We start from the raw sequence: 20852 nt of genomic DNA, 5'->3' as shown, positions 1-20852 counted from the left end.
CCCTTTGATTGTGGTCGGTAGCGGAGCCTGGTGGTCGGGTTAGACGCCGGTGGTGCCGTCGATGCGTTCGCGGATGAGGTCGGCATGCCCGTTGTGGCGCGCGTATTCGGCGATCATGTGCGTGTAGATCCAGCGCAGAGTGACTTGCCCGTCGAGGAACGGACTGGTCTCATCTAGCGCGCGGTGCGCGCAGGTGGCGCGGGCGTTGGCGATTTCGGCTTCCCAGGTTTCGCGGGCGGTGGCGAAGGTGATCTCGCCGGAGAGGTCGAACCCGCCGTCCTGGCCGTTGGGATCGGCGTTCGGATCGTAGATCGGTGGGGCGTGCTCGCCAGCCAGGACACGGCGGAACCAGTTCCGTTCGACTTCGGCCATGTGCTGAACCAGTCCGAGCAACGTCAGTGGCGACGGCGCCACCGATGCGATGCGCAGCTGTTGTTCGGACAGCCCCGCGCATTTGAGCGCCAGAGTGGCCCGGTAGAAGTCGAGCCAGCCTTCCAGGGTCGTGCGCTCGTCGGCATGCAATGGGGGCGTCGGACGCTCGATGGCCATGAGCCGCATCATGCCAGCGGGGTCTGACAGTTACGCGACTGTGCGTAGTGGGCGTCGCCGACCGATGATGGTCAGTTCGCCGGGCGTCCCGCGCCCGCGTATTCGTCGCCGGGTGAGCGGTAATTGTGGATCTGTACCGCCTGACCGAAGGTCGGCGCGTTGATCATCAGGTTGTTGCCGAGATACATCCCGACATGGTGGATCTTCGTCGCCGGGTTCCCGTAGAAGACGAGATCGCCGAGCTGCGGCTGCTCACCCTCGGCGATGAGCGTGACGTCGCCGTACTGCCAATGTGCGGTTCGCGGCAGTTGGATGCCCGCGCGTTTGTACGCCTCGGTGGTCAGCCCGGAGCAGTCGAATCCACTGTGTCCACCCTCGGGTCCGTTGCCGCCCCAGACATACGGCAGGCCCAGCTGTCCAATCGCGAACTGGATCGCGCGTACCGCACGTGGATCCGGCGAGTGCTCATCCGATGCGAGTGTCGCGTAGAGGTTCGCGTTGGCCAGCACGCGCTGTAGAAACAGCTCCGAGCCGCGGTAGTCCTCCACGGCCTGCCACCACTGGTCGCCGTTCGAGGTATCCGTGCCATCACCACACAACGCCCGGCCAGCGGTCAGCGCCGCGTCGTCGATGTTCTGCGCGTTCGCCTGCCTGCCGGGCTGCGCCGACTCCTGCCACCGTTGCCAGAGTTCGTCGGAGAGCTGCATCGGGCCAACCGCGGGGGCGACCGAATCGCTTTCCCCGCCGGCCACGTCCACTGGCACGGTGTCGATCGGCCGGTCCGCGAAGCCATCGGCGCGCAACTCGCCACCAGCGACCTGGCCATGATCCGACGCGGCCTTACCGATGCCAGCCAGGGTCACCCAGGACAGTTGGCATTCGGGTTGCTCCGCACGCAAGGTGAGCTCGGCATTCGCATAGCCGATCAGCGCGCGCTCCGGGACCTGCAGTTTGCCGGACATCTCCCGCACCCAGGAATCCAGTTCCGAGTTGAGCGGTGAGGGCTGTTCGGGGTCAAGCGGCGCGCTGGCCGCCAGCATGGAGGGCACTCCGCCAGCCTGCTCCCGCCCCTGCTCGGCCTCTTGCGCGGCGGGCGCTGCCTCGGGCTCACCGCGAGAAACCAACCAGCCGCCGACGCCGAGCACACCGACAAGGGCGAGCGCGACGAGCGCGCGACCGCTGGCACCGTGCCGCCAGCCGCCGGCGGATGAGGAGGTTAGACGAATGCGCACCTTGCCCAGCTTAGGAGATCAGGCGCGCCGATACGACCAGAACGCGAACTCGCCACGCCGCCCGTCGCAACTATCCTGGACGCGTGCCGGATTTCCACGAACCGCTCGACGAGCAGGCATTACGTGCCCGACTGCGGCCCCAGTTCACCCAGCTTGACGTGGTGGCGAGCACTGGATCCACGAATACCGATCTGGTTACCGCGGCGGCAGCGGGGGCGCCGGACTACGCCGTACTGATCGCTGAGGAGCAGACGGCCGGGCTGGGGCGCCGGTCCCGCAGCTGGTCATCGCCGCCAGGCGGGCTCTACTTGAGCGTATTGCTGCGACCGGACGGGGTGCCCCCGGACCGGCTTGGCACCGTCACCATCGTGGCCGGGCTCGCCCTGCTCCGCACCGTGCGCGCGCTCGGCGCGGACGCGGCGCTGAAATGGCCGAACGACCTGCTCGCCGGGCCGGATCGAGCGAAGTGTGCCGGCATCCTGTGCGAATCGGTATCCGCCGCGCCCCCAGCCGTCGTGGTCGGGATCGGGGTGAACACCAGCCCGCTGGCGGAAACCACCACAGGGCCGGGCGGGCTGGCCGCGACCTCGCTCGCCGAATGTGGCATCCGGACAACCCGGACCGAACTGGCCGCCCAGCTGCTCGCCGCCTTCGCGGAGCTGGCTGGCAGCTGGCGCGCTGCGCAGGGGGATCTGGAGACCGCCGGTCTGCGCGCCGAGTTCCGGGACAACTGCGACACGCTCGGCCGCGAGGTACGCGTCGAGGGAGTGAACACGCGGCACCGTGGCCGCGCGGTGGACATCGACCCGACCGGCGCGCTGATCCTGAACACCGATGATGACCAGCGGATGGTCGTCTCCGCTGGCGATGTGGTCCACCTGCGCGCGATCATGGAGTAAAGCCCGGTGTAAGGCCATACCGGGCCACTGGAAGCTGCCGGTACGGTGAAGCCAGCCGGCGATGCTGGGCGTGGGAGGGAAAAACCGTGGCTTACCCAGACGACCTGCTCAGTACGAACGAGCGCGTCGTGATCCACAAGCATCCGCACTGGAAGGCACTGCTCCTGCCCGTGCTCGTCCTGCTGATCACGCTCGGCGGTGGCGGTTGGCTGGCGCTGCTGGCCCGCGACTTCGCCGAGCCGTGGGACATGATCAGTCTGATCGCGATCGGTGTCGTCGCGCTGATCCTGCTGATCTGGGCGGTGTTCGCCCCGTTCGTGCGCTGGCGCACGACGCATTTCATCGTGACCACCGATCGGGTGATGGCACGTGAAGGACTGATCAGCCGGACCGGTATCGACATCCCGCTGGCCAGGATCAACAGTGTGCGGTTCGAACACGGCCTGATCGATCGGATCGTCGGCTGCGGGACGCTGATCATCGAGTCGGCCTCCGAGGAACCACTCGAATTCGACGATATCCCCGGGGTCGAGAAGGTCCACTCGATCCTGTACCGGGAGATCAACGACAACCCGTACGACGACTACCACGCCACGGGCTACCAGCAGACCGCGCAGTATCCCTACGACGAGCAGGCACCCGAGCAGCCGTACGGCCCGGACGACGGCAGGCAGCGCTGATGGGCGCACGCGAGATCGGCCTGCCCATGCGCGTCCCCGGCAGCAGCGAGCTGCCCGACTCGGTGACTATCTGGGAGGTCGGTCCGCGCGACGGACTGCAGAACGAGTCATCCATTGTGGATGTCGCGGTGAAGCTGGAATTCATCGACCGGCTTGCCCGCGCTGGCCTGTCTATTGTGGAATCTACCAGTTTCGTGCATCCGAAATGGGTGCCGCAGCTGGCGGACGCCGAGGAACTGCTTGCCGGCTTGAGCCCCGCTGCTGGCGTGCGCTACCCGGTGCTGGTACCGAACGAGCGCGGCCTCGAGCGCGCGATTCGAGCTGGCGTCGCGGATATCGCGATCTTCGGCTCGGCGACGCGGAGCTTCGCGGAGCGCAATCTGAACAGCGACCTCGACGCGCAGTTCGAGATGTTCGCGCCCGTGGTCGCTGGCGCCCGCGAGGCGGGAATGACCGTACGAGCCTATATTTCGATGGCCTTCGGCGATCCATGGGAAGGTCCGGTGGACCCCGCGCAGGTCGTCTCGGTCGGCAACCGGTTGCTCGAACTCGGCTGTACCCAGCTGTCTATTGGCGACACGATCGGCGTGGCCACGGCCGGCCACGTCGAGCAGCTGCTCGACGGCTTCCGCGCGGCCGGCACCGGCATGGACGCCCTCGCCGTGCATTTCCACGACACCTACGGTCAGGCGCTCGCCAACACCTTCGCGGCGCTGCGCTGCGGGGTCCGCACGGTGGATTCCTCGGCGGGCGGGCTCGGCGGTTGCCCCTACGCCGAATCGGCGACCGGCAACCTGGCCACCGAGGACCTGGTGTGGTTGCTGGACGGGCTCGGGGTGCGGCACGGCGTGGACCTCGACCTACTCGCGGATGCCAGCGTGTGGTTGGCCGAACGACTCGGTAGGCCAAGCCCGTCCCGTGTCGTGCGCGCGCTTCGGGATTAGTCCGTGGCGCGGACGCGGCAGGAGCTGCACTGGATCGAGGGTTACCCGCTGGCGTTGTGGCGCGCCGCGCGGCCATGGCTCGCGATCTCGTCGGCCGTCTACGGCGGCGGTATCGGGCAACGCGATTGGGTGCTGAACGCCACCGTGCGCCGTGGTTATGACCGGGGTGATCCGCAACGGCATATCGGCGAACTGGCTGAGCAACTTGGGCTGCGTGGTCACGGCACCGGCCTGCTTACCGCGGTCGATGTGCGCGAGGTGGTCAGTACCGTCCGGGACGGCGTGCTTGCCTCGGTGACCACCGGCGTCGGCTACCCGGTGTGGGCCGCGGAGACAGATCCGGCCTCGCTCGCCGAGTCGAGGCCACCGGCGGCCGGCACGATCAACGCGGTGTGCTGGTCACCGGTTCGGCTGACCGAGGGCGCGCTGGTCAACGCCGTTGCCACGGTGGCGGAGGCGAAGGCGCAGGCCCTTGCCGCCGCCGGGATATCCGGCACGGGGACCTGCACCGACGCCACCGTGCTGCTGTGTCCGGTCGATGGCCCAGCCGAGCCCTACGGTGGGCCGCGTTCACTCGTCGGCGCGTCACTCGCCAGGGCGGTACACGACTCAATCCTGACCGGATTAGGCGTTTTGCCCGGCCCTCAACCGCAAGATTCCTAAAGAACGCGGTCACCGGGCGCGTTCAGGGAACTTTCCGCGAGGATGATGGAACTCGACGCGCACCGCCCGCGTCGAACCTGGTGCCGAGGACTGTCCCCGGTGTGGCACCAAGCCAGCGCGCAGCGACCGGAGGTATCCAGCGTGGCCGAGGAAAACACGCACCGCGCGCAGGTCGACGAGCTGCTTGCGGATTATCGACGCAGCCGTGCCCAGCTCGCCTCGGTGCATCAGCAGATGGCCGCGATTCGGCAGACGGCACGTACCCCGGACGGCTCGGTCAGCGCGACGGTCGGTGCTCGTGGCACCTTGACCGAACTGACCATCAGTGAGCAGGCCTACCAGCGGTACCGGCCGACCGAACTGGCGAAGGTGATCGTGGAACTCACCGGGCAGGCTGGTGCGCGGGCGCTGCGGGAGGCTAGTGACGCGCTGGCACCGGTACTACCGGCGGGCACCGACCCGGAGGCACTGCTACTCGGCACCGCGGATCTCGACGCCACCGAGATCGCGCCCGACCGATCGAAGGGTTCGGGCAAACCGGCGGACTCGACCGAAGACGGCGAGGACAGCTTCGCGGAGCGGAGCTGGCTGGATGACGCGGACGCCGCGGCGAACAGGAGGTGACCGGATGCCGGACGGATTCGAAGCCGACGTCGCGCGCCTGGAAAGCAGGGCCGGCGAGTTCGACGGTTTCGCCGAACGGGCCAAGCGGATTTCCGGTGAGCTGGCCGAACGCCTTGCGGCAAGCGGTGACTGTTGGGGTACCGACGACGTCGGGCGCAGTTTCGCCTCGGCGCACAGTGAACCCGCCGGGACGACCAGCGCCCAGCTCGGTGGCCTCGCCGGCCAGCTCGGTGAGTTTGGCGCGAAGTTCGCCAGCAGCGCCCGCGACTACCGCGCGGTGGACACTGATGAAGCGGCCGGGTTCGAAGCTGGCGGCGAGACGTAGGGCGGGCCATGGGCATCGAGTTACCGGCGGAACTCGCCGATGTGGCCGGTAAGGCCGGCGTCTCCTGGCCACAGGCCGACGAAGAGGCGATGCGCGAATCGGCGGCGGCATGGCGAGATGCCGCCGAGCAGTTGAACACCCTCGCCGGCGAGGCGGATACCGCGGCAAGTGGCGCGACCGGCGCGATGCACGGGCGCGCCGGCGAGGCAGCCGGCACGGACTGGTCCAGGATGGCCGAGCCGGAGTCCGGACAGTTCGCGAGTTCGGTGCGCGGTTGCCGGGACGCGGCCGACCGGTTGGACGCCGCCGCCGAGCAGGTTGGTTCGGCGAAAACAGAGATCGTCCGGCAGCTTGTCTCATTGGCCAAGAACGACGATGCCGCGCAGCAGGCAGCCGCCGCTGGTCATCCGACCGCTCTTGCCGGGCTGCCGATGGCAGTGAGCGGAACCTCCGCGAATCTTGGCAATCTGCACAGTTCGCTCGTCGATGCGGTCGGTCCTGCCGGGGGCACGGTGCGCGGCGCGGGTGAGCTGGTCGACCCCAACCCCGGTGGCAGGGGTGAACCCGGATTGCTTTCCGCGGCAACCGGGATTCCGCAGGCCGTCGTGCAGCAGGCGGGCGATACCGGCAGCAGCCTCGCCGAGGCGGCCGGGGTGGATTCACATGGCACCAATCCGGGCACCGGCGGATCCGGTGCTGGCCTCGCCGAGCGGGTAACGGATACCGCGCATGGCGTGGTCGGTGGTCTCGCTGGCGTGTCGGATGAGCCCGCCGAGGTTGGTCAGCAGCCGGGCCTCGGCGTGGCGCCAGAAGAAGGCATGCCAGAACCAGGTAGCCCAAAACCAGGTAGACCGTGGCCGGACCAGGCTGGCGGTGGTCCGGGCGAGGATGTCCGCCCGGATTGGCAGCCCGGCCGCCCAACTGGCGGAGGGATCCACGACGGGGACACCGGGCGGCTACCGATCGTGGGTTCACCGGGCGGCGGGCCGCCAGCTGCCGTGCCCGGAGGGGGTACTGGAGGTTGGGCACCGGACGGCGCGGATGGTTGGCAGTCGGGGCCGGCTGATCCGACACCGCCGAGCGGGACCGGCGGTTTCGGCGGCCCGAACGCACCAACACCACCGACCGGCACGGTGCGCCCGGCCGCGGCCGGGTTGATGGACGCGCCACCAGCAGCGGCATCGGGACTGGGCGCGCCCCAGGTCGGCGCTGGCCAAGCAGGACTGGGCCAGGCAGGCGCCGGTCCGATCGGGCAGGCGCCAGGGGGCCAAGGCCCGCTCGGTGGTGGTGCCCAGTTCGGCGGGCCAGCTGGACCGGGTGGGCATGGAGCAGTCGGAGGCGCGCCCGGTGCGCCACCGGGGCCAGGCGCGGGTGGCGCGGTGGGCGCTCCGCCACCGGTTCCCGGTGGCGGAGCACGCGGGGCGGACCGGTTCGTACACCGATTCGGCCCGGAAGCGCCGGGACCCGTTCAGCAGCCTGGCCAGCCACCGGGCCAGCAACACCCGGGCCAGCAACACCCGGGCCAGCAACAGCCGGGCCAGCCGCCAGCGCGGCAGGCCGGTGGTCAGCAGGCCCAACCAGCGCTCGGCGCGCCCCGGCAGGAGCGCGAGGCCGTGGTCGCGTTGTTCCGCGTGCACATGTTCCCCATCGGGCACCTGCCAGTCGCCAGCGCGAAACCCGCGCGCCAGCTGGCCCCGCCGGCGGCCGAACTGGACTACGCGGCCGGTCTCCGGTTCCCGCCGCACGACCATCCGGACTCCGACCTGATCGACACCGCCGAGGCGCTTGCCCGAGCCGAGGCCGGCGGCCCACCGGTACCGCCGGAACATGGCCTGCTGATGGACCACCCGACCGTCGCCGCGCTTGCCGAAACCCACGATCCACTCGGTGCGCTGGACGAGCGCACCTGGGACAAACGCTTCCTGCTGCCCACCGCGCGCGAGCGGGGCAGCGCGCTGGAGTACGCCTGGCCGCCTGCCGAGCTCTACCCGGAAGGCTGCTGCGCCGAGGGCGAGGCGATCGTGCTCGAACCAGACGCATTGCTCGACCGGTTCGGTACCCCGGAGGGCCGCGTTTTCGCCCCGGACGGCACGGCCTTCGCCGGGCGGTCGCTGCCACCCGAACAGCTGGACGCCGGTTATCACCGCTATCGGGTGCGCCGACCGTTGCCCGTGTGGCAGGCGCAATCCGCCGGCTGGTTCGCTCAGCCCGGCGGGGGCACCCGGTACCGGGCTGGCTATTCGGCGGCTGACCTGGTCGCGCTGGGCTATCTGGTGGAACTGACCCTGCGGCGCGACATGCCGGACGGCGACACGATGGAGGCGAACCCGTGAACGTGGCGGTGATTACCGACTGGCTGGGCGCGATCGGCGTACCGCCCGAGGTGGTCTCGATTGGTACGGAGGCCGATGCCACCTGGTGTCTGCTGCGCGACGAGGAACCGGATGAGGAAGGCAACTTCGGCTGGGAAGTGTTCTGGCGTGAACAGGGCAACCGCTATGACTGGGCCCGGTTCACCAATGAACAAGTCGCCTGCCACTACCTGTTCGGCCGGCTCGCCTGGTCCCAGGTCGCGCGCGGCGCCGTGGGCACGCTGCCAACCGAATAGCTAACCGCGCAGGGTTTCCAGCGCGGTGTCGTGCAGCCGACCGTTCGAGGACAGCGCCGACCCGCCTTCGATCGTGGCCACCCCCGCCAGATCGGAGAACCGGCCACCGGCTTCGGTGACCAGCACCTGCACCGGCGCGACGTCCCAGGAATTCACCACCGGCTCGGCCGCGAGATCCACCGCGCCCTCGGCGACCAGGCAGTGCTGCCAGAAATCGCCGTACGCGCGGTTTTCCCAGCAGGCGTCCACCAGACGTAGGTAACCCTCCCGCGATTGGTACTCCGTCCAGGTGGCCAGGTTCGTGGTGGACAGCGAGGCATCGGCGAGCGAGCCGATACCGGATACCTCGATCCGCCGGGTGCCGTCGAAGTCCCGCACCCAGGCGCCCTCGCCGGTAGCGGCCGACCAGCGCCGGCCAAGCGCCGGCGCGCTGATCACCCCAGCGACCGCTGCGCCGTCCTCGACCAGCGCGATCAGCGTGGCCCACACCGGGACGCCGCGCAGGAAGTTCTTCGTGCCGTCGATCGGGTCGAGCACCCAGGTCCGGCCGCTGCCGATCGCGCCGCCGCGTTCCTCTCCCGCGATGGCGTCTCCAGGTCGATGCTCGGCGAGCAGCGCGCGCACCTTGTCCTCGACCGCCATATCGGCGTCGGTGACCGGGGTGCGGTCGGGTTTACCGGCGACGTTCAGGTCGCGGGCACGGAACCGGGCGAGGGTGATGGCGTCGGCGGCATCGGCCAGCCGCGACGCGCAAGCCAGATCGGCTGCATAGGTCGACACGACGGTAATCGTAGAGTTGTGGTGTGAGTATGGTCTTGCTGGCTGAGGACGACGCGGCGATCGCCGAGCCACTGTCCAGGGCGTTGTACCGGGAAGGGTACGAGGTCCGGGTGGTCGCGGACGGGCATCACGCACTGGAGATCGCGACCGAAGGCAGAGCGCATCTGCTCGTGCTCGATCTCGGCTTGGCCGGGATGGACGGGCTCGAGGTGTGTCGTCGGCTGCGCGCCGAGGGTAGCGAGATCCCCGTGTTGATGCTGACCGCGCGTACCGATGAGGTCGACTTCGTGGTCGGGCTGGACGCCGGTGCGGACGACTACGTGGCCAAGCCGTTTCGGCTGGCGGAACTCCTCGCCAGGATTCGCGCGCTGCTGCGCAGGCGCGTTCCGGAGATCCTCGAGGTGGCCGGGGTGCGGATGGATCTGGGCGCGCGGCTGGTGACCGTGGACGGCGCGGAGATCCAACTGGCCAACAAGGAGTTCGAGCTGCTCAGGGTGCTGATCCAGCGCGCGGGTCAGGTGGTGAGCAGGGAGGAGATCCTTGCCGAGGTGTGGAACGACCTGGACAGCAAAACGATCCGCACCTCCAAGACCCTCGATATGCATATGTCCTGGTTGCGCCGCAAGCTGGGCGGTTCGGGCAATCGCGCGGTGGAGCGCAGGATCGCCACGGTGCGCGGCGTAGGGTTCCGCTTCAACGCGGACTGACGGCTGCTTCGCGGGCCGACGTGCGGCTGGCCAACTGAACCGGGAGGGACACGGGTGCGACGCCGAATCGTGCTGGCGATCCTGCTCGCCGTAGCCGTGACGGCCGCGGCGCTCGGTGTGCCGCTGGCCTACACCACCGCGCGAATCGTGGAGAGCACCCAACGGGACAGCGTCGCCACCCGCGCACAGCAGATCGCCACGTTCATCGATGAGGACGTCGCGAGTAACCGCCCGGTCGATCTGGATCGGGCGCGCATCGTGGTGCCGGACGACGGTCTGCTCACCGTGCTGCGGCCGGGCAAACCGCCGCTGCACTACGGCAGGCCGATCACCGAGGGCAGGGTGGTCGAGGAAGTGCCGACCGCGGGCGACGGCACCGTACGGCTGGAGATTCCGGACGGTTCGATGCGGGCGCAGCAGACCCAGGTGCTGGCCATCGTCGGTCTGCTTGTCGTGCTGTCCATCGGTATCGGCGCGGTGGTTGCCACGGTCACCGCGCGGCGGCTGGTGGCGCCGTTGACCCATGTGGCTTCGCGGGCGGCCAAGCTCGGCGCGGGTGATTTCCGGCCGGACGACCGGCGCTACCGGGTGCCGGAGCTGGATATGGTCGCCGAGGCGCTGGACGACTCGGGGATCGCGCTCGCGCAGCTGGTGCAGCGGGAGCGGCAGCTGGTCGGCGACGTATCGCACCAGTTGCGGAGCAGGCTGACGGCCCTGCAGCTGCGGTTGGAGGCGCTGACCGAGCATCCCGATCAGGAAACGGCGGAGGAGGCGCGCGCGGCGCAGTCCCAGGCGGACCAGCTTGCCGCGGTGCTCGACGATCTACTCGCCGCGGCCCGCGCGGCGCGGGCGATTGGCGCCAAGCCGGTGGATCTGCACGAGGAACTCGAGCGGATCAGCGGCGAATGGCGCGAACTGTTCCGGGCGCGAGGCCGTTCGTTGCGGGTGCGGGTCGCCGAGGGGCTGATGGCCTCGGCGACGCCTGGGCGGCTCAGCGAAGCCGTGGGCGTGTTGCTGGATAACGCGCTGCGGCATGGCGCAGGAGTGGTGACGGTGTCCGCCCGCAAGGGTGAGAACGAGGCGACCGCGGTGATCGAGGTGACCGACGCGGGCGACGGGGTGCCGGACGAGCTCGCCGCGCACGTGTTCGAGCGCGGTGTGTCCGGGGTCGGCTCAACCGGGGTTGGTCTCGCGTTGGCCCGCGCGCTGGTTGACGCGGATGGCGGCAGGCTCGAGCTGTCCAGTAAACGCCCAGCCACATTCAGCGTCTTCCTGCGCATCCCGAGGGCAAGCGACGTCCGCGGGGTTTCCTGGCCCACCGACCCGGCCCCGCGCTAACCCTCAAGAGCGCGGTCACACCCAGTCACCGCAAGATCCCTAAGCAACGCGGTTGGTGGAGCCGGCTTTGGTGGCTTCCGAGCGGTCACGCTGCTCCAGATGGACTAACTTCTGACAAGACAAGACAAACTTCTGCCGCGAATACTCGAAAGCCTGTAGCGTGTGACGCGGATTACGGCATTTCCCGCGTTGATTGATGACAACTAGAACCCCCGAGCCCGCCCCGAGCTCTCGGAGAGACGATGATGTCTTCGCTACGTCGAGCACTTGTTGTACTACTGTCCGTTGTTGCAGTCACCCTTTCCGTCGGCGGTCATGCGTTAGCGGTCCAGCCGGCCCAACCCCCACCGGCCGGTCCCGAACAGGACTCGGTCACTGTTACCGGCGGCAGCGTGCTGCCAGGCGGAGCGCGGCAGCGAACCGCTGAGGCGCAGGCGCCAGCAAGCGAGTTCGAGAAGAAGAAGCTCACCGATGACGTCGGCGAGCCGATGGCGCTGGCGGTACTCCCGGACGCCCGCGTACTGATGACCGACCGGCGCGGCATCGTGCGGATCTTCGATCCAGCCACCTACAACGTGACCGAGGCCGGCCAGCTCAACGTGTACACCGGCGAAGAGGACGGCCTGCAAGGTATCGCGGTTGACCCGAACTTCGCGGAGAACCAGTGGGTGTACGCCTACTACTCGCCGGCTGGCTCGGAACCGCTCAACCGGCTCTCCCGGTTCAAACTGGACGGTAACGAGCTGCGGCTGGACAGCGAGCAGAACATCATCGAAGTGCCCACCCAGCGGGACCTCTGCTGCCACGTCGGTGGCGATATCGACTTCGACGCGGATGGCAACCTGTATCTGTCCACAGGGGACAACACGAACTCCTGGGCTTCCGATGGCTACACCCCGATCGATGAACAGGAAGGCAGGGAACCGTTCGACGCGCAACGCTCCTCGGCGAACACCAATGATCTGCGCGGCAAGCTGCTGCGGATCAACGTGGCAGAGGACGGCAGCTACACCATCCCGGAGGGAAACCTGTTCCCGGAAGGCACCGAGAACGCCCGCCCGGAGATCTACTACATGGGACTACGCAACCCGTTCCGGTTTTCCGTTGACCCGCAGACCGGCTGGGTCTACATCGGTATCGTCGGACCGGACGCCAGCGAGGACGACCCGGAACGGGGGCCGCGCCAGTACGAGGAACTGGACGTGGTCACCGAAGCGGGCAACAGCGGCTGGCCCTACTGCATCGGCGACGGAATCCCGTACCACGACTACGATTTCGCCACCGATACTCCAGGCGAGCCGTTCGACTGTGCGAATCTGGTGAATGATTCGCCGAACAACACCGGGATGAGCGAGCTGCCACCGGCGGATGATCCGGCGATCTGGTACCCGTACGACTGCTTCGACACGTTCCCGCAGATCGACTGCCCCGGTGGCGGCACGGCGATGGGCGGCCCGGTCTACCGCTACGACGAGAATCTCGAGTCGAACACCAAGTTCCCTGCCGAGTATGACGGTGCTGAGTTCTTCTACGAGTACTCGAGGGGCTTCATCAAGGACGTTCGGATGGACGAGAACGCCGAATTGCAGTCCATCGACCCGTTCCTGCCCGAGCAGGAGTTCAACCAGCCGATGGATCTGGAGTTCGGCCCGGAAGGCTCGCTCTACGTCCTCGAGTACGGTGGTGGCTTCTTCACCCCCGGCCCGGACGCCGGACTGTACCGAGTGGACTACACCCAGGGCCAACATTCGCCGAGTGCCCAGGTGACCGCGACGCCGACCTCCGGCGACGCGCCACTGGAGGTGAACTTCGACGCATCCGAGTCAACCGACGCCGACGGCGATGAGATCAGCTTCGAATGGGACTTCACCGGAGACGGCAGTACCGATGCGGAGGGACCAACCGCCAGCCATACCTACACCGAGAACGGTTCGTACAGCGCGAAGCTGACCGTTACCGACAGCACCGGCAGGTTCAGCGTGGTCCGGGTGGATATCTCCGTCGGCAATCACGCGCCGGAAGTCGAACTGGAGTTCCCGGACGACGGGGCGACCTTCGAATTCGGTGACGAGGTCTCCTACCGGGTCAACGTGACCGATCCGGAGGACGGCACGGTCGGCAACGGAATCGACTGCGCCGAGGTGAGCGTGCAGGTGGCCCTCGGGCACGACGAGCACGCGCATCCGCAGTCCACCAACCAGGGCTGTACCGGTGTGGTGGAGATCCAGGAAGAAGCAGGGCACGGTGGCGACGCCAACCTGTTCACGGTACTTCGAGCCAACTACACCGACCAGGGCGGCGAGAACGTCGAGCCTGCCGAGGGCTCACACGAGATCCTGTTGCAGCCCAAGCACAAGCAGGCCGAATACTTCTCGAGTTCGGAAGGTGTTGAGGTCGTCGAACACGAGGAAGCCGAGGGTGCCGGGCTGGTCTCGGCGATAGCGCCAGGTGACTGGATCGCGTTCGACCCACTCAGCGCGCAATCGGTGGACGAGGTGAGCTTCCGGGTCCGCGGCACCGGAGTAGGCGGAAACATCGAACTACGCCAGGGTGCGCCCGACGGTGCGGTGCTCGGCACCGCGGAGGTGCCAGCAGGCACCGAAGGATCCTATGTGGATGTCGGGCCGGTCGAGGTGACCGAGCAGGACGATGACGGCTCAGCGATCTACGCGGTGTTCACCGGCGAAGGCGAGAACCTGTTCGAACTGGACTCGCTGAACTTCCACGGGCTCGGCGCGACCGGGCCGCTGAACGTGACCGCGCAGTCCGATGTGCGAACCGGCGCGGCGCCGCTCGAGGTGAACTTCACCGCCGAGGCCGAGCGGGCTCCGGAAGGTGCTACCTACACCTGGGACTTCGGCGACGGCGCCGAAGGAACCGGCGCCGAGGCCGCGCACACCTACGCGGAGAAGGGCGATTACACCGCGACGGTGACGCTGACCGACGGGCAGGGCCGGCAACGTGGCACGGCAAGCACCGAGGTGCGTGTGGTGGACGCGGTCGACGGCGAGCTGACGGTAACCCCGGAATCCGCCGAACTGCCGAGTGGCACCGAACACGAGGTAACCGCGACGTTCAACCAGGCAGCTCGTGCGGCTGGTGCGGAGGTCACGGTCGAGGTGTACCGGGAGTCCCCGGCGAGTAGCTTGCCGGCTGGGCATGACTCCGGCACGCCTTACCTGCGCGCGGAACAGCACATCGCGGCCGCGGATGAATCGGGTGTGGTCCGGATGCCCTACAGCAGTCCGGTCGGCGCCAACGACATCGTGGTTGCCTGCGCGGCCTATGGCGACTCGTGTATCCGCGGTACCGACACGCTGGTACAGGCCGATGACGGTCCGGCGAACCTGCGGTCCGACGTAGCCGTGGACACCGCGGAGGTGACCTGGACTGCACAGCCGGATGAGAACGGCTTCCTGAACCTGTTCGACGGTCGGACGCTCGCTGGCTGGCAGCACGTCGGCACCGGCGGCTTCGATGTGGCTGGCGGGCTGCTGCAACCACGCGCCGAAGGCGATGAGCGTGGCGTGCTCTGGTACGCGGATCAGGAGTTCTCCGACTACGTACTGGAAGCCGAGTACGAGAGCTTCAGCGTCAGCGCCGATTCCGGACTGTACCAACGGTTCGACGATCCAGGTGACGACGCCGAGTTGCCAGGAAAGCAGGGCTACGAGGTGGCGATCCTGGACCGGGTGGACGATCCGGTTGACCGCACCGGATCGATCGCTGGAGTACAGGCTGCGGAGTTCCTTGCCGCGAAGCCCCCGTACGGCGGCTGGAACAAGTTCTCCATCAGGGTGGAAGGAAACAAGTACACGGTGACCCTGAACGACGAGGTGGTCACCGAGTACACCAGTGAAGGGGACCGGGGTACCGGACCGTTCGTCGGGTTGGAGAACGCGAGCGAGGAACTGCGCTTCCGCAACATCAAGATCAAACCGCTGAACGAGAACGGGTGAGCCGAATGATCCGGATATCGAGGCGGCGCGTTGGCTTGCTCGGTGCGGCACTGCTGGCGCTCACGCTAGTCGCGGGCGCGCAGCCGGCGGCCGCGAGCAAGGCGCCGAACTTCGGGAAGATCCAGTTGTTCGACGGCAAGACGACCGAAGGATGGGCACAGGCCGGGCCTGGCGGGTTCGACGTGGTTGACGGAACCCTGCAGACCAGGGACGGGATGGGCCTGCTCTGGTACGAGCAAAGGGAGTTCGCCGACTACCTGCTCAGCGTGCAGTGGCGGGTCACTTCGGAAACGGATAACTCCGGGATATTCCTGCGATTTCCCGATCCAGGGGATGATCCGTGGGTAGCCGTGGACCACGGCTACGAGGTGCAGATCAACGACAACCCGGCCGGCGACCCACAGAAGACGGCGGCGATCTACAACTTCCAGGAAGCCTTCCGGCAGGCGTCCCGACCGGTCGGCGAATGGAACACCTACCGGATACTGGTAGTTGGCCAGCGGTACCTGGTGTTCCTGAACGGGAAGCTGGTGAACAACTTCGTCAGTACGCATCCGGACAGGGGCAGTACGGGATACCTGGGACTGCAGAATCACGATCCGGAAACCAGAACCCAGTTCCGCGATATCTGGGTGCGGCCGCTCGGTGAGTGGCGATGAGTGAACCAGCGACCAGCGCCGCACTCCTGGAGATGTCCGATATCGTCAAGACATTTCCCGGGGTGCGCGCGCTGGACGGGGTTCGGCTCACGGTGGCCGAAGGTGAGGTGCACTGCCTGCTCGGGCAGAACGGCGCCGGCAAGTCAACCCTGATCAAGGTACTTGCCGGCGCGCACCAGCCGGACTCCGGCACGATCAGCTGGCGCGGTGCTCCGGTCACCCTTGGCACGCCGATCGCCGCGCTCCGGCTGGGCGTGGCCACTATGTACCAGGAGCTCGATCTGGTGCGCAGCCGTTCCGTGGCGGAGAACGTCTATCTTGGACACGAGCCAGCCCGGTTCGGGTTCGCCTCGCGGCGGCGGGCACGCAGCGGTACGGCCGAGCTGCTTGCCAGGCTCGGCCATCCGGAGATCGACCCGGACCGCGAGGTTGGCACGCTGTCCGCGGCAGGACAGCAACTGGTGTCGATGGCACGGGCGCTGGCGTACCGCGCACGACTGATCGTGATGGACGAGCCGACCGCCGCGTTGGCCGTGGACGAGGTGTCGAACCTGTTCCGCGGTATCGGTGAGCTCACCGCAAGCGGCGTCGCGGTCATCTACATATCCCATCGTATGGCGGAGATCAGGGAGATCGGGGATCGGGTGACCGTCCTCAAGGACGGCGCCACGGTAGCCGCGAACCTGGACGCGCGGACACCCAGTTCCGAGCTGGTCGCGCTGATGTCCGGGCGCAGGGTGGAAACCGCCTTCCCGAGTGGTACCAGGTCCGCGGCGGCACACACTGCCGGCGAGCAAAGCGACGAAGTACTGCGAGTGTCCGGACTTGGTCGCCGTGGCGAGTTCGCCGATATCGATTTCACCGTTCGTGCCGGGGAGATCCTTGGCCTCGCCGGGTTGGTCGGCGCGGGGCGCAGCGAGATTCTGGAAACGGTGTTCGGTGCGCGAAAACCCGATACCGGCCAGGTGTTCGTGGCTGGCAGGCGGATCCGGGCGGGCAGCGTGCCGGTCGCGGTGCAGGCCGGTATCGGGCTCGCGCCGGAAGAGCGTAAAGGCCAGGCACTGCAGCTGGATATGACGGTCGCGCAGAACGTCACGCTGGCCAGCCTTGCCCGCTACAGCCGGTTCGGCTTCACCCGGCGCCGCGCGGAACTGTTGGATGCGCGGAGCAAGCTGACCGAACTCGATCTACGCCCGGCCGATCCACGGCGCGGGATCAGCACACTGTCCGGTGGCAACCAGCAGAAGGCGGTACTGGCTCGCTGGTTGGTGCACGGCTGCAAGGTGCTGTTGCTTGATGAGCCCACCCGAGGGGTCGACGTGGCCGCGCGGGCCGAGCTCTACCGGTTGATCCGCGACCTCGCCGATAGCGGGGTGGCGCTGGTGATCGTCTCCAGCGAGCTGCCGGAAGTGCTCGGCCTCGCCGACCGAGTACTTGTGCTACGCGAGGGTCAACAGCTCGCCGAGCGTACGGCGAGCGAACTGACCGAGGCCGAGGTGCTGGACATGGTGATGGAGGGCAGTGCCGGATGAGTGAGGTAGCCAGGGAGGTATCCGGTGGAGCACCGGGATCGGATACCGGGCGGGAGCCGGAACCCCCGACCGGCGGTGGTGGCTGGTCGTTTCGACCGGACCTGCGGCTGATCATTCTGCTCGGCGTGCTCGTCGGGCTCTGCCTCGTCGGTCACTTCACCCGCCCGGACGCGTTCTTCACCGAGGGAAACCTGTCCACGGTGCTGCGCCTGGCCGCGGCGATCGGCGTGGTCAGCATCGGGATGACCTTCGTGATCATCACCGCGGGCATCGATCTCTCGGTCGGTTCGATCGTCGCGCTGTCCAGCGTATGGATGACGACGGTGGCCACCCAGTCCTACGGGCCCGCGGTCATGGTGCTCTGCGCGCTGCTCGTCGGGCTGGGCTGCGGCTTGGTCAACGGGATGCTGATCGCCTACGGCAAGGTCGTACCGTTCATCGCCACGCTGGCGATGATGGCCTCCGCTCGTGGGCTCGCCGAACGGATCAGCGGCAGGCAGACCCAGGTTGTCCGGGACACTGGATTCCTGGATTTCTTCCAGGCGACCATGTTCGGCATTCCGGTGCTGGTGTGGATGTTCGCCGCGGTGTTCGCGGTCGGCTGGGTACTGCTGAACCGCACCACCTTCGGTCGCCGTACCTTCGCGGTCGGTGGGAACGCCGAAGCTGCCCGCCTTGCCGGCATCAACGTCAAGCGACATATCGCGCTCGTCTACGGCATCGCCGGGCTGTGCTGCGGTATCGCCGCGGTCATGGTTGTCGCGAGGGCGAGTTCCGGCGCGGCATCCAATGGCTTGCTGTACGAACTGGACGCTATCGCCGCCGTCGTTATCGGCGGCACGCTGCTCAGCGGTGGCCGCGGCACGCTGGTCGGCACGTTGATCGGCGTACTGATCTTCACCGTACTCGGCAACGTCTTCACACTGAACAATTTGGACACCGACATCCAGAACATCGCCAAGGGCGCGATCATCGTGCTGGCCGTGCTGTTGCAGTACCGGAGTTCGCGCGGGCACCAGTCGCAGTCAAGCGGTTGAGCCAAGGACAACGAAAAGAGAAGGCCATGACCAGAGTTCCAGCGCATGGGCGCCGATCCTTCCTGATGGCGGGCGGTGCCGTAGCGGCGGGAGTAGTGCTCGCTGGCTGCACTTCGAATACCGAGCCCGAAGCGGACAACGACGCGGTCGCGGCCGGCCAGGGGGACAATGCCGAACCTGGCAAGGAAGTAACCGTCGGGTTCTCCGCGCCAGCCGCCGACCACGGCTGGATGGCCGCGATGACGAAGAACGCTCAGGCGCAGGCCGAGCAGTTCAGCGATGTGACCTTCGAGGCGACCGAGGGCTCCAATGACGTCAACCAGCAGATCGCTCAGGTCGAGACACTGATCAACCAGAAGGTGGACGTGCTGGTGATCCTGCCCTTCGACGGCAAGGCGCTCACCCAGGTTGGCCGCCGAGCGATGGACGCGGGCATTCCAGTGGTCAATGTGGACAGGGTGTTTGACACCCCGCTCGCTTACCGAACCTGGATCGGTGGCGACAACTACCGGATGGGAGTGAACGCGGGCGATTACATCGCGGCAGAACTGCAGCGGCGCAACGTCGGCAACCCGGTGATCGGTGAGGTCGCCGGGATCGATTCGCTGCCACTCACCAGGGAACGCAGCAACGGGTTCCGCGATGCGCTGCAACGCCACGGGCTCGAGGTGCGACATCGGGTAGCCGCGCAGTTCACCCCGGAGACGGGCGAGCAGCAGACCGCGAACCTGTTGCAGGCGGCGAGCAAGCTGGATGCGTTGTGGAACCACGATGACGATCAGGGCATCGGTGTCGTCTCGGCGATCGAGAACGCCAACCGGGACGAGTTCTTCATGGTTGGCGGCGCCGGTTCGCGGGACATGATGGACCGGATCAAGGCAGGCAACAGTGTCGTCGAGGCGACCGTGCTGTACAGCCCATCGATGTGTTCCTCGGCGATCGCGCTGGCCAGGCTACTCGGCCAGGCGAAGGGCCTCGGTGACCTTGCTGAGCACGAGATTCCGGCCAATGTCACCACGTATTCGGCGGTGGTTACCGCGGACAACGTGGACGAGTACCTGGATATCGCCTTTGACTCGTGAACAAGGGCTATCGCCACGGGCAGGACGACCGACCGAACAGGGGTGGCTAACTATGCAGGGCACGACGATTGGCGTCGCGGTGATCGGGCACGCGTTCATGGGTGCGGTGCACTCGCATGCCTGGCGAAACGTACACCGGTTTTTTGGCTTGGCCTGGCAGCCGCGCCAAGTCGTACTCGCTGGCAGGGACCGGGCAAGAACCCAGGCGGCCGCGGACAAGATGGGCTGGCCGGAGGTGACCACCGACTGGACGAGCCTACTCGAACGTTCCGATGTGGACGTGATCGATATCTGCACACCCGGGGACAGCCACGCCGATATGGCGATCGCCGCTCTCGCCGCCGGCAAACACGTGATCTGCGAGAAGCCGCTGGCGAATACCCTCGCCGAGGCGGAACGGATGGCGAGTGCCGCGGCGGAAGCGGCCGAACGCGGGGTGCGCGCGATGGTGGCGTTCAACTACCGCAGGGTTCCCGCACTCGCCTTTGCCCGCCGGCTGGTCGCCGATGGCAGGCTCGGCGAACTACGGCATGTCCGGGCGACCTATCTACAGGACTGGCTCGCCAACCCGGATGCGCCGATGAGCTGGCGACTGCGCAAGGAACATGCCGGATCGGGCGCGCTCGGGGATATCGGCGCGCATATCGTGGACGCCACCCAGTTCGTCACCGGTGAACCAATCGAGGGTGTCTCGGCACTGACCGATACCTTCGTCCGCCGCCGGCCGGGCACCGCGACCGGCAACGGCCGGCTGGAGGACGTCACGGTAGACGACTGCGCGCTGTTCCACGGCCGGCTCAGATCCGGTGCGGTGGCCAGCTTCGAGGCAACGAGATACGCGCTTGGCCGGAAGAACTCGATGCGGTTGGAGCTGAACGGCTCGCGCGGCAGTCTCGCTTTCGATTTCGAGTCGATGAACGAGCTGCACTTCCACGATGGCACCAACCCGGACCCGGAGGCCGGCTTCCGCCGGATTCTGGTCACCGAACCGGAACACCCTTACCTGGAAGCTTGGTGGCCACCCGGCCATCCGCTTGGTTACGAGCACACCTTCACCCATGAGATCGCGGATTTCCTGACCGCGCTCGCGGACGGTAGCCAGCCCCGACCGGATTTCGCTGACGGGCTACGCGTGCAACGCGTACTGGACGCGGTGCAGCGCAGCGCCGCGAACAGCTCACAGTGGACGGCCGTAGACGCGGCACCGACGACCGTCGGGAGTCGCTGAGGTGAG

19 protein-coding genes are annotated in these 20852 nt (G+C 67.5%); 16 read left to right on the top strand and 3 right to left on the bottom strand.

The window, feature by feature from the left end; translation table 11 throughout:
* Positions 1-39 precede the first annotated feature (39 nt).
* Entirely contained in the window at positions 40-549 is a 510-nt protein-coding gene (locus EV191_RS00355; protein WP_243658664.1) for a DinB family protein, read from the bottom strand.
* Between the two features lie 71 nt (positions 550-620).
* A complete protein-coding gene (locus EV191_RS00350) occupies positions 621-1781 on the bottom strand; it encodes a C40 family peptidase (protein WP_243658663.1) in 1161 nt (386 codons plus the stop codon).
* Positions 1782-1864: 83 nt separating this feature from the next.
* Between EV191_RS00350 and EV191_RS00345 the strand changes: the two genes are divergently transcribed.
* The 8 genes from EV191_RS00345 to EV191_RS00310 all read left to right on the top strand — a co-directional run bounded on the left by EV191_RS00345 (position 1865) and on the right by EV191_RS00310 (position 8524).
* Complete coding sequence (locus EV191_RS00345) at positions 1865-2680, top strand: biotin--[acetyl-CoA-carboxylase] ligase (protein WP_207894355.1); 816 nt, start codon at positions 1865-1867, stop codon at positions 2678-2680.
* Positions 2681-2766: 86 nt separating this feature from the next.
* Complete coding sequence (locus EV191_RS00340) at positions 2767-3360, top strand: PH domain-containing protein (protein WP_132874782.1); 594 nt, start codon at positions 2767-2769, stop codon at positions 3358-3360.
* Positions 3360-4304, top strand: a complete 945-nt coding sequence (locus tag EV191_RS00335) for a hydroxymethylglutaryl-CoA lyase (protein WP_132874781.1) — start codon at positions 3360-3362, stop codon at positions 4302-4304. Before EV191_RS00340 ends, EV191_RS00335 begins: the two co-directional genes overlap by 1 nt.
* Before the next feature lie 3 nt (positions 4305-4307).
* Positions 4308-4967: an adenosylcobinamide amidohydrolase gene (locus EV191_RS00330; protein ID WP_132874780.1), complete on the top strand. Its 660-nt coding sequence runs from the start codon at positions 4308-4310 to the stop codon at positions 4965-4967.
* 42 nt (positions 4968-5009) lie between these two features.
* Positions 5010-5591, top strand: coding sequence for a YbaB/EbfC family nucleoid-associated protein (locus EV191_RS00325; RefSeq protein ID WP_243658662.1), 582 nt, complete (start codon positions 5010-5012; stop codon positions 5589-5591).
* Positions 5592-5595: 4 nt separating this feature from the next.
* Positions 5596-5916 carry a hypothetical protein gene (locus tag EV191_RS00320; RefSeq protein ID WP_132874779.1) on the top strand — a complete coding sequence of 107 codons (321 nt, stop codon included), beginning with the start codon at positions 5596-5598 and terminating at the stop codon, positions 5914-5916.
* 8 nt (positions 5917-5924) lie between these two features.
* Complete coding sequence (locus tag EV191_RS00315) at positions 5925-8249, top strand: glycohydrolase toxin TNT-related protein (protein WP_132874778.1); 2325 nt, start codon at positions 5925-5927, stop codon at positions 8247-8249.
* The gene (locus EV191_RS00310) at positions 8246-8524 is read left to right on the top strand and encodes a hypothetical protein (protein ID WP_132874777.1); all 279 of its coding nucleotides are present in this window, start codon (positions 8246-8248) and stop codon (positions 8522-8524) included. The genes EV191_RS00315 and EV191_RS00310 overlap by 4 nt, the downstream gene beginning before the upstream one ends.
* Here the strand turns inward: EV191_RS00310 and hisN are convergent, their stop codons facing one another.
* Positions 8525-9304, bottom strand: coding sequence for a histidinol-phosphatase (gene hisN / locus EV191_RS00305; protein ID WP_424565415.1), 780 nt, complete (start codon positions 9302-9304; stop codon positions 8525-8527). It lies immediately after the preceding gene.
* Between the two features lie 29 nt (positions 9305-9333).
* On the opposite strand from hisN, the gene EV191_RS00300 reads away from it, so the two are divergent.
* The 8 genes from EV191_RS00300 to EV191_RS00265 all read left to right on the top strand — a co-directional run bounded on the left by EV191_RS00300 (position 9334) and on the right by EV191_RS00265 (position 20846).
* A complete protein-coding gene (locus tag EV191_RS00300; protein WP_132876032.1) occupies positions 9334-10011 on the top strand; it encodes a response regulator transcription factor in 678 nt (225 codons plus the stop codon).
* A gap of 54 nt (positions 10012-10065) precedes the next feature.
* On the top strand, positions 10066-11349 hold the full coding sequence (locus tag EV191_RS00295) for an ATP-binding protein (RefSeq protein WP_132874776.1): 1284 nt from the start codon (positions 10066-10068) through the stop codon (positions 11347-11349).
* A gap of 392 nt (positions 11350-11741) precedes the next feature.
* Positions 11742-15308 (top strand): PQQ-dependent sugar dehydrogenase, encoded by a 3567-nt coding sequence (locus tag EV191_RS00290; protein ID WP_243658661.1) that lies wholly within the window; start codon positions 11742-11744, stop codon positions 15306-15308.
* A 5-nt stretch (positions 15309-15313) separates the two neighbouring features.
* Positions 15314-15967 (top strand): 3-keto-disaccharide hydrolase, encoded by a 654-nt coding sequence (locus tag EV191_RS00285; protein ID WP_132874774.1) that lies wholly within the window; start codon positions 15314-15316, stop codon positions 15965-15967.
* Positions 15964-17499, top strand: a complete 1536-nt coding sequence (locus tag EV191_RS00280) for a sugar ABC transporter ATP-binding protein (protein WP_243658660.1) — start codon at positions 15964-15966, stop codon at positions 17497-17499. Before EV191_RS00285 ends, EV191_RS00280 begins: the two co-directional genes overlap by 4 nt.
* Positions 17496-18536 (top strand): ABC transporter permease, encoded by a 1041-nt coding sequence (locus tag EV191_RS00275; protein ID WP_132874773.1) that lies wholly within the window; start codon positions 17496-17498, stop codon positions 18534-18536. The genes EV191_RS00280 and EV191_RS00275 overlap by 4 nt, the downstream gene beginning before the upstream one ends.
* A 26-nt stretch (positions 18537-18562) precedes the next feature.
* Complete coding sequence (locus tag EV191_RS00270; RefSeq protein WP_132874772.1) at positions 18563-19618, top strand: substrate-binding domain-containing protein; 1056 nt, start codon at positions 18563-18565, stop codon at positions 19616-19618.
* A gap of 52 nt (positions 19619-19670) precedes the next feature.
* Positions 19671-20846, top strand: coding sequence for a Gfo/Idh/MocA family protein (locus EV191_RS00265; RefSeq protein ID WP_132874771.1), 1176 nt, complete (start codon positions 19671-19673; stop codon positions 20844-20846).
* The last annotated feature ends 6 nt before the right edge of the window (positions 20847-20852 follow it).

This window comes from Tamaricihabitans halophyticus (assembly GCF_004340875.1).
Lineage (GTDB): Bacteria > Actinomycetota > Actinomycetes > Mycobacteriales > Pseudonocardiaceae > Tamaricihabitans > Tamaricihabitans halophyticus.
The sequence above is the reverse complement of the archived record's forward strand: the minus strand, read 5'-3'. Positions and strand labels throughout refer to the sequence as shown.

What these genes read in the sequence shown, in the direction of transcription:
- EV191_RS00355 (WP_243658664.1), bottom strand. Translation starts at nt 549, where the DNA reads ATGGCCATCGAGCGTCCGACGCCCCCATTGCATGCCGACGAGCGCACG.
- EV191_RS00335 (WP_132874781.1), top strand. Translation starts at nt 3,360, where the DNA reads ATGGGCGCACGCGAGATCGGCCTGCCCATGCGCGTCCCCGGCAGCAGC.
- EV191_RS00325 (WP_243658662.1), top strand. Translation starts at nt 5,010, where the DNA reads ATGATGGAACTCGACGCGCACCGCCCGCGTCGAACCTGGTGCCGAGGA.
- EV191_RS00320 (WP_132874779.1), top strand. Translation starts at nt 5,596, where the DNA reads ATGCCGGACGGATTCGAAGCCGACGTCGCGCGCCTGGAAAGCAGGGCC.
- EV191_RS00315 (WP_132874778.1), top strand. Translation starts at nt 5,925, where the DNA reads ATGGGCATCGAGTTACCGGCGGAACTCGCCGATGTGGCCGGTAAGGCC.
- EV191_RS00300 (WP_132876032.1), top strand. Translation starts at nt 9,334, where the DNA reads ATGGTCTTGCTGGCTGAGGACGACGCGGCGATCGCCGAGCCACTGTCC.
- EV191_RS00285 (WP_132874774.1), top strand. Translation starts at nt 15,314, where the DNA reads ATGATCCGGATATCGAGGCGGCGCGTTGGCTTGCTCGGTGCGGCACTG.
- EV191_RS00280 (WP_243658660.1), top strand. Translation starts at nt 15,964, where the DNA reads ATGAGTGAACCAGCGACCAGCGCCGCACTCCTGGAGATGTCCGATATC.
- EV191_RS00275 (WP_132874773.1), top strand. Translation starts at nt 17,496, where the DNA reads ATGAGTGAGGTAGCCAGGGAGGTATCCGGTGGAGCACCGGGATCGGAT.
- EV191_RS00270 (WP_132874772.1), top strand. Translation starts at nt 18,563, where the DNA reads ATGACCAGAGTTCCAGCGCATGGGCGCCGATCCTTCCTGATGGCGGGC.
- EV191_RS00265 (WP_132874771.1), top strand. Translation starts at nt 19,671, where the DNA reads ATGCAGGGCACGACGATTGGCGTCGCGGTGATCGGGCACGCGTTCATG.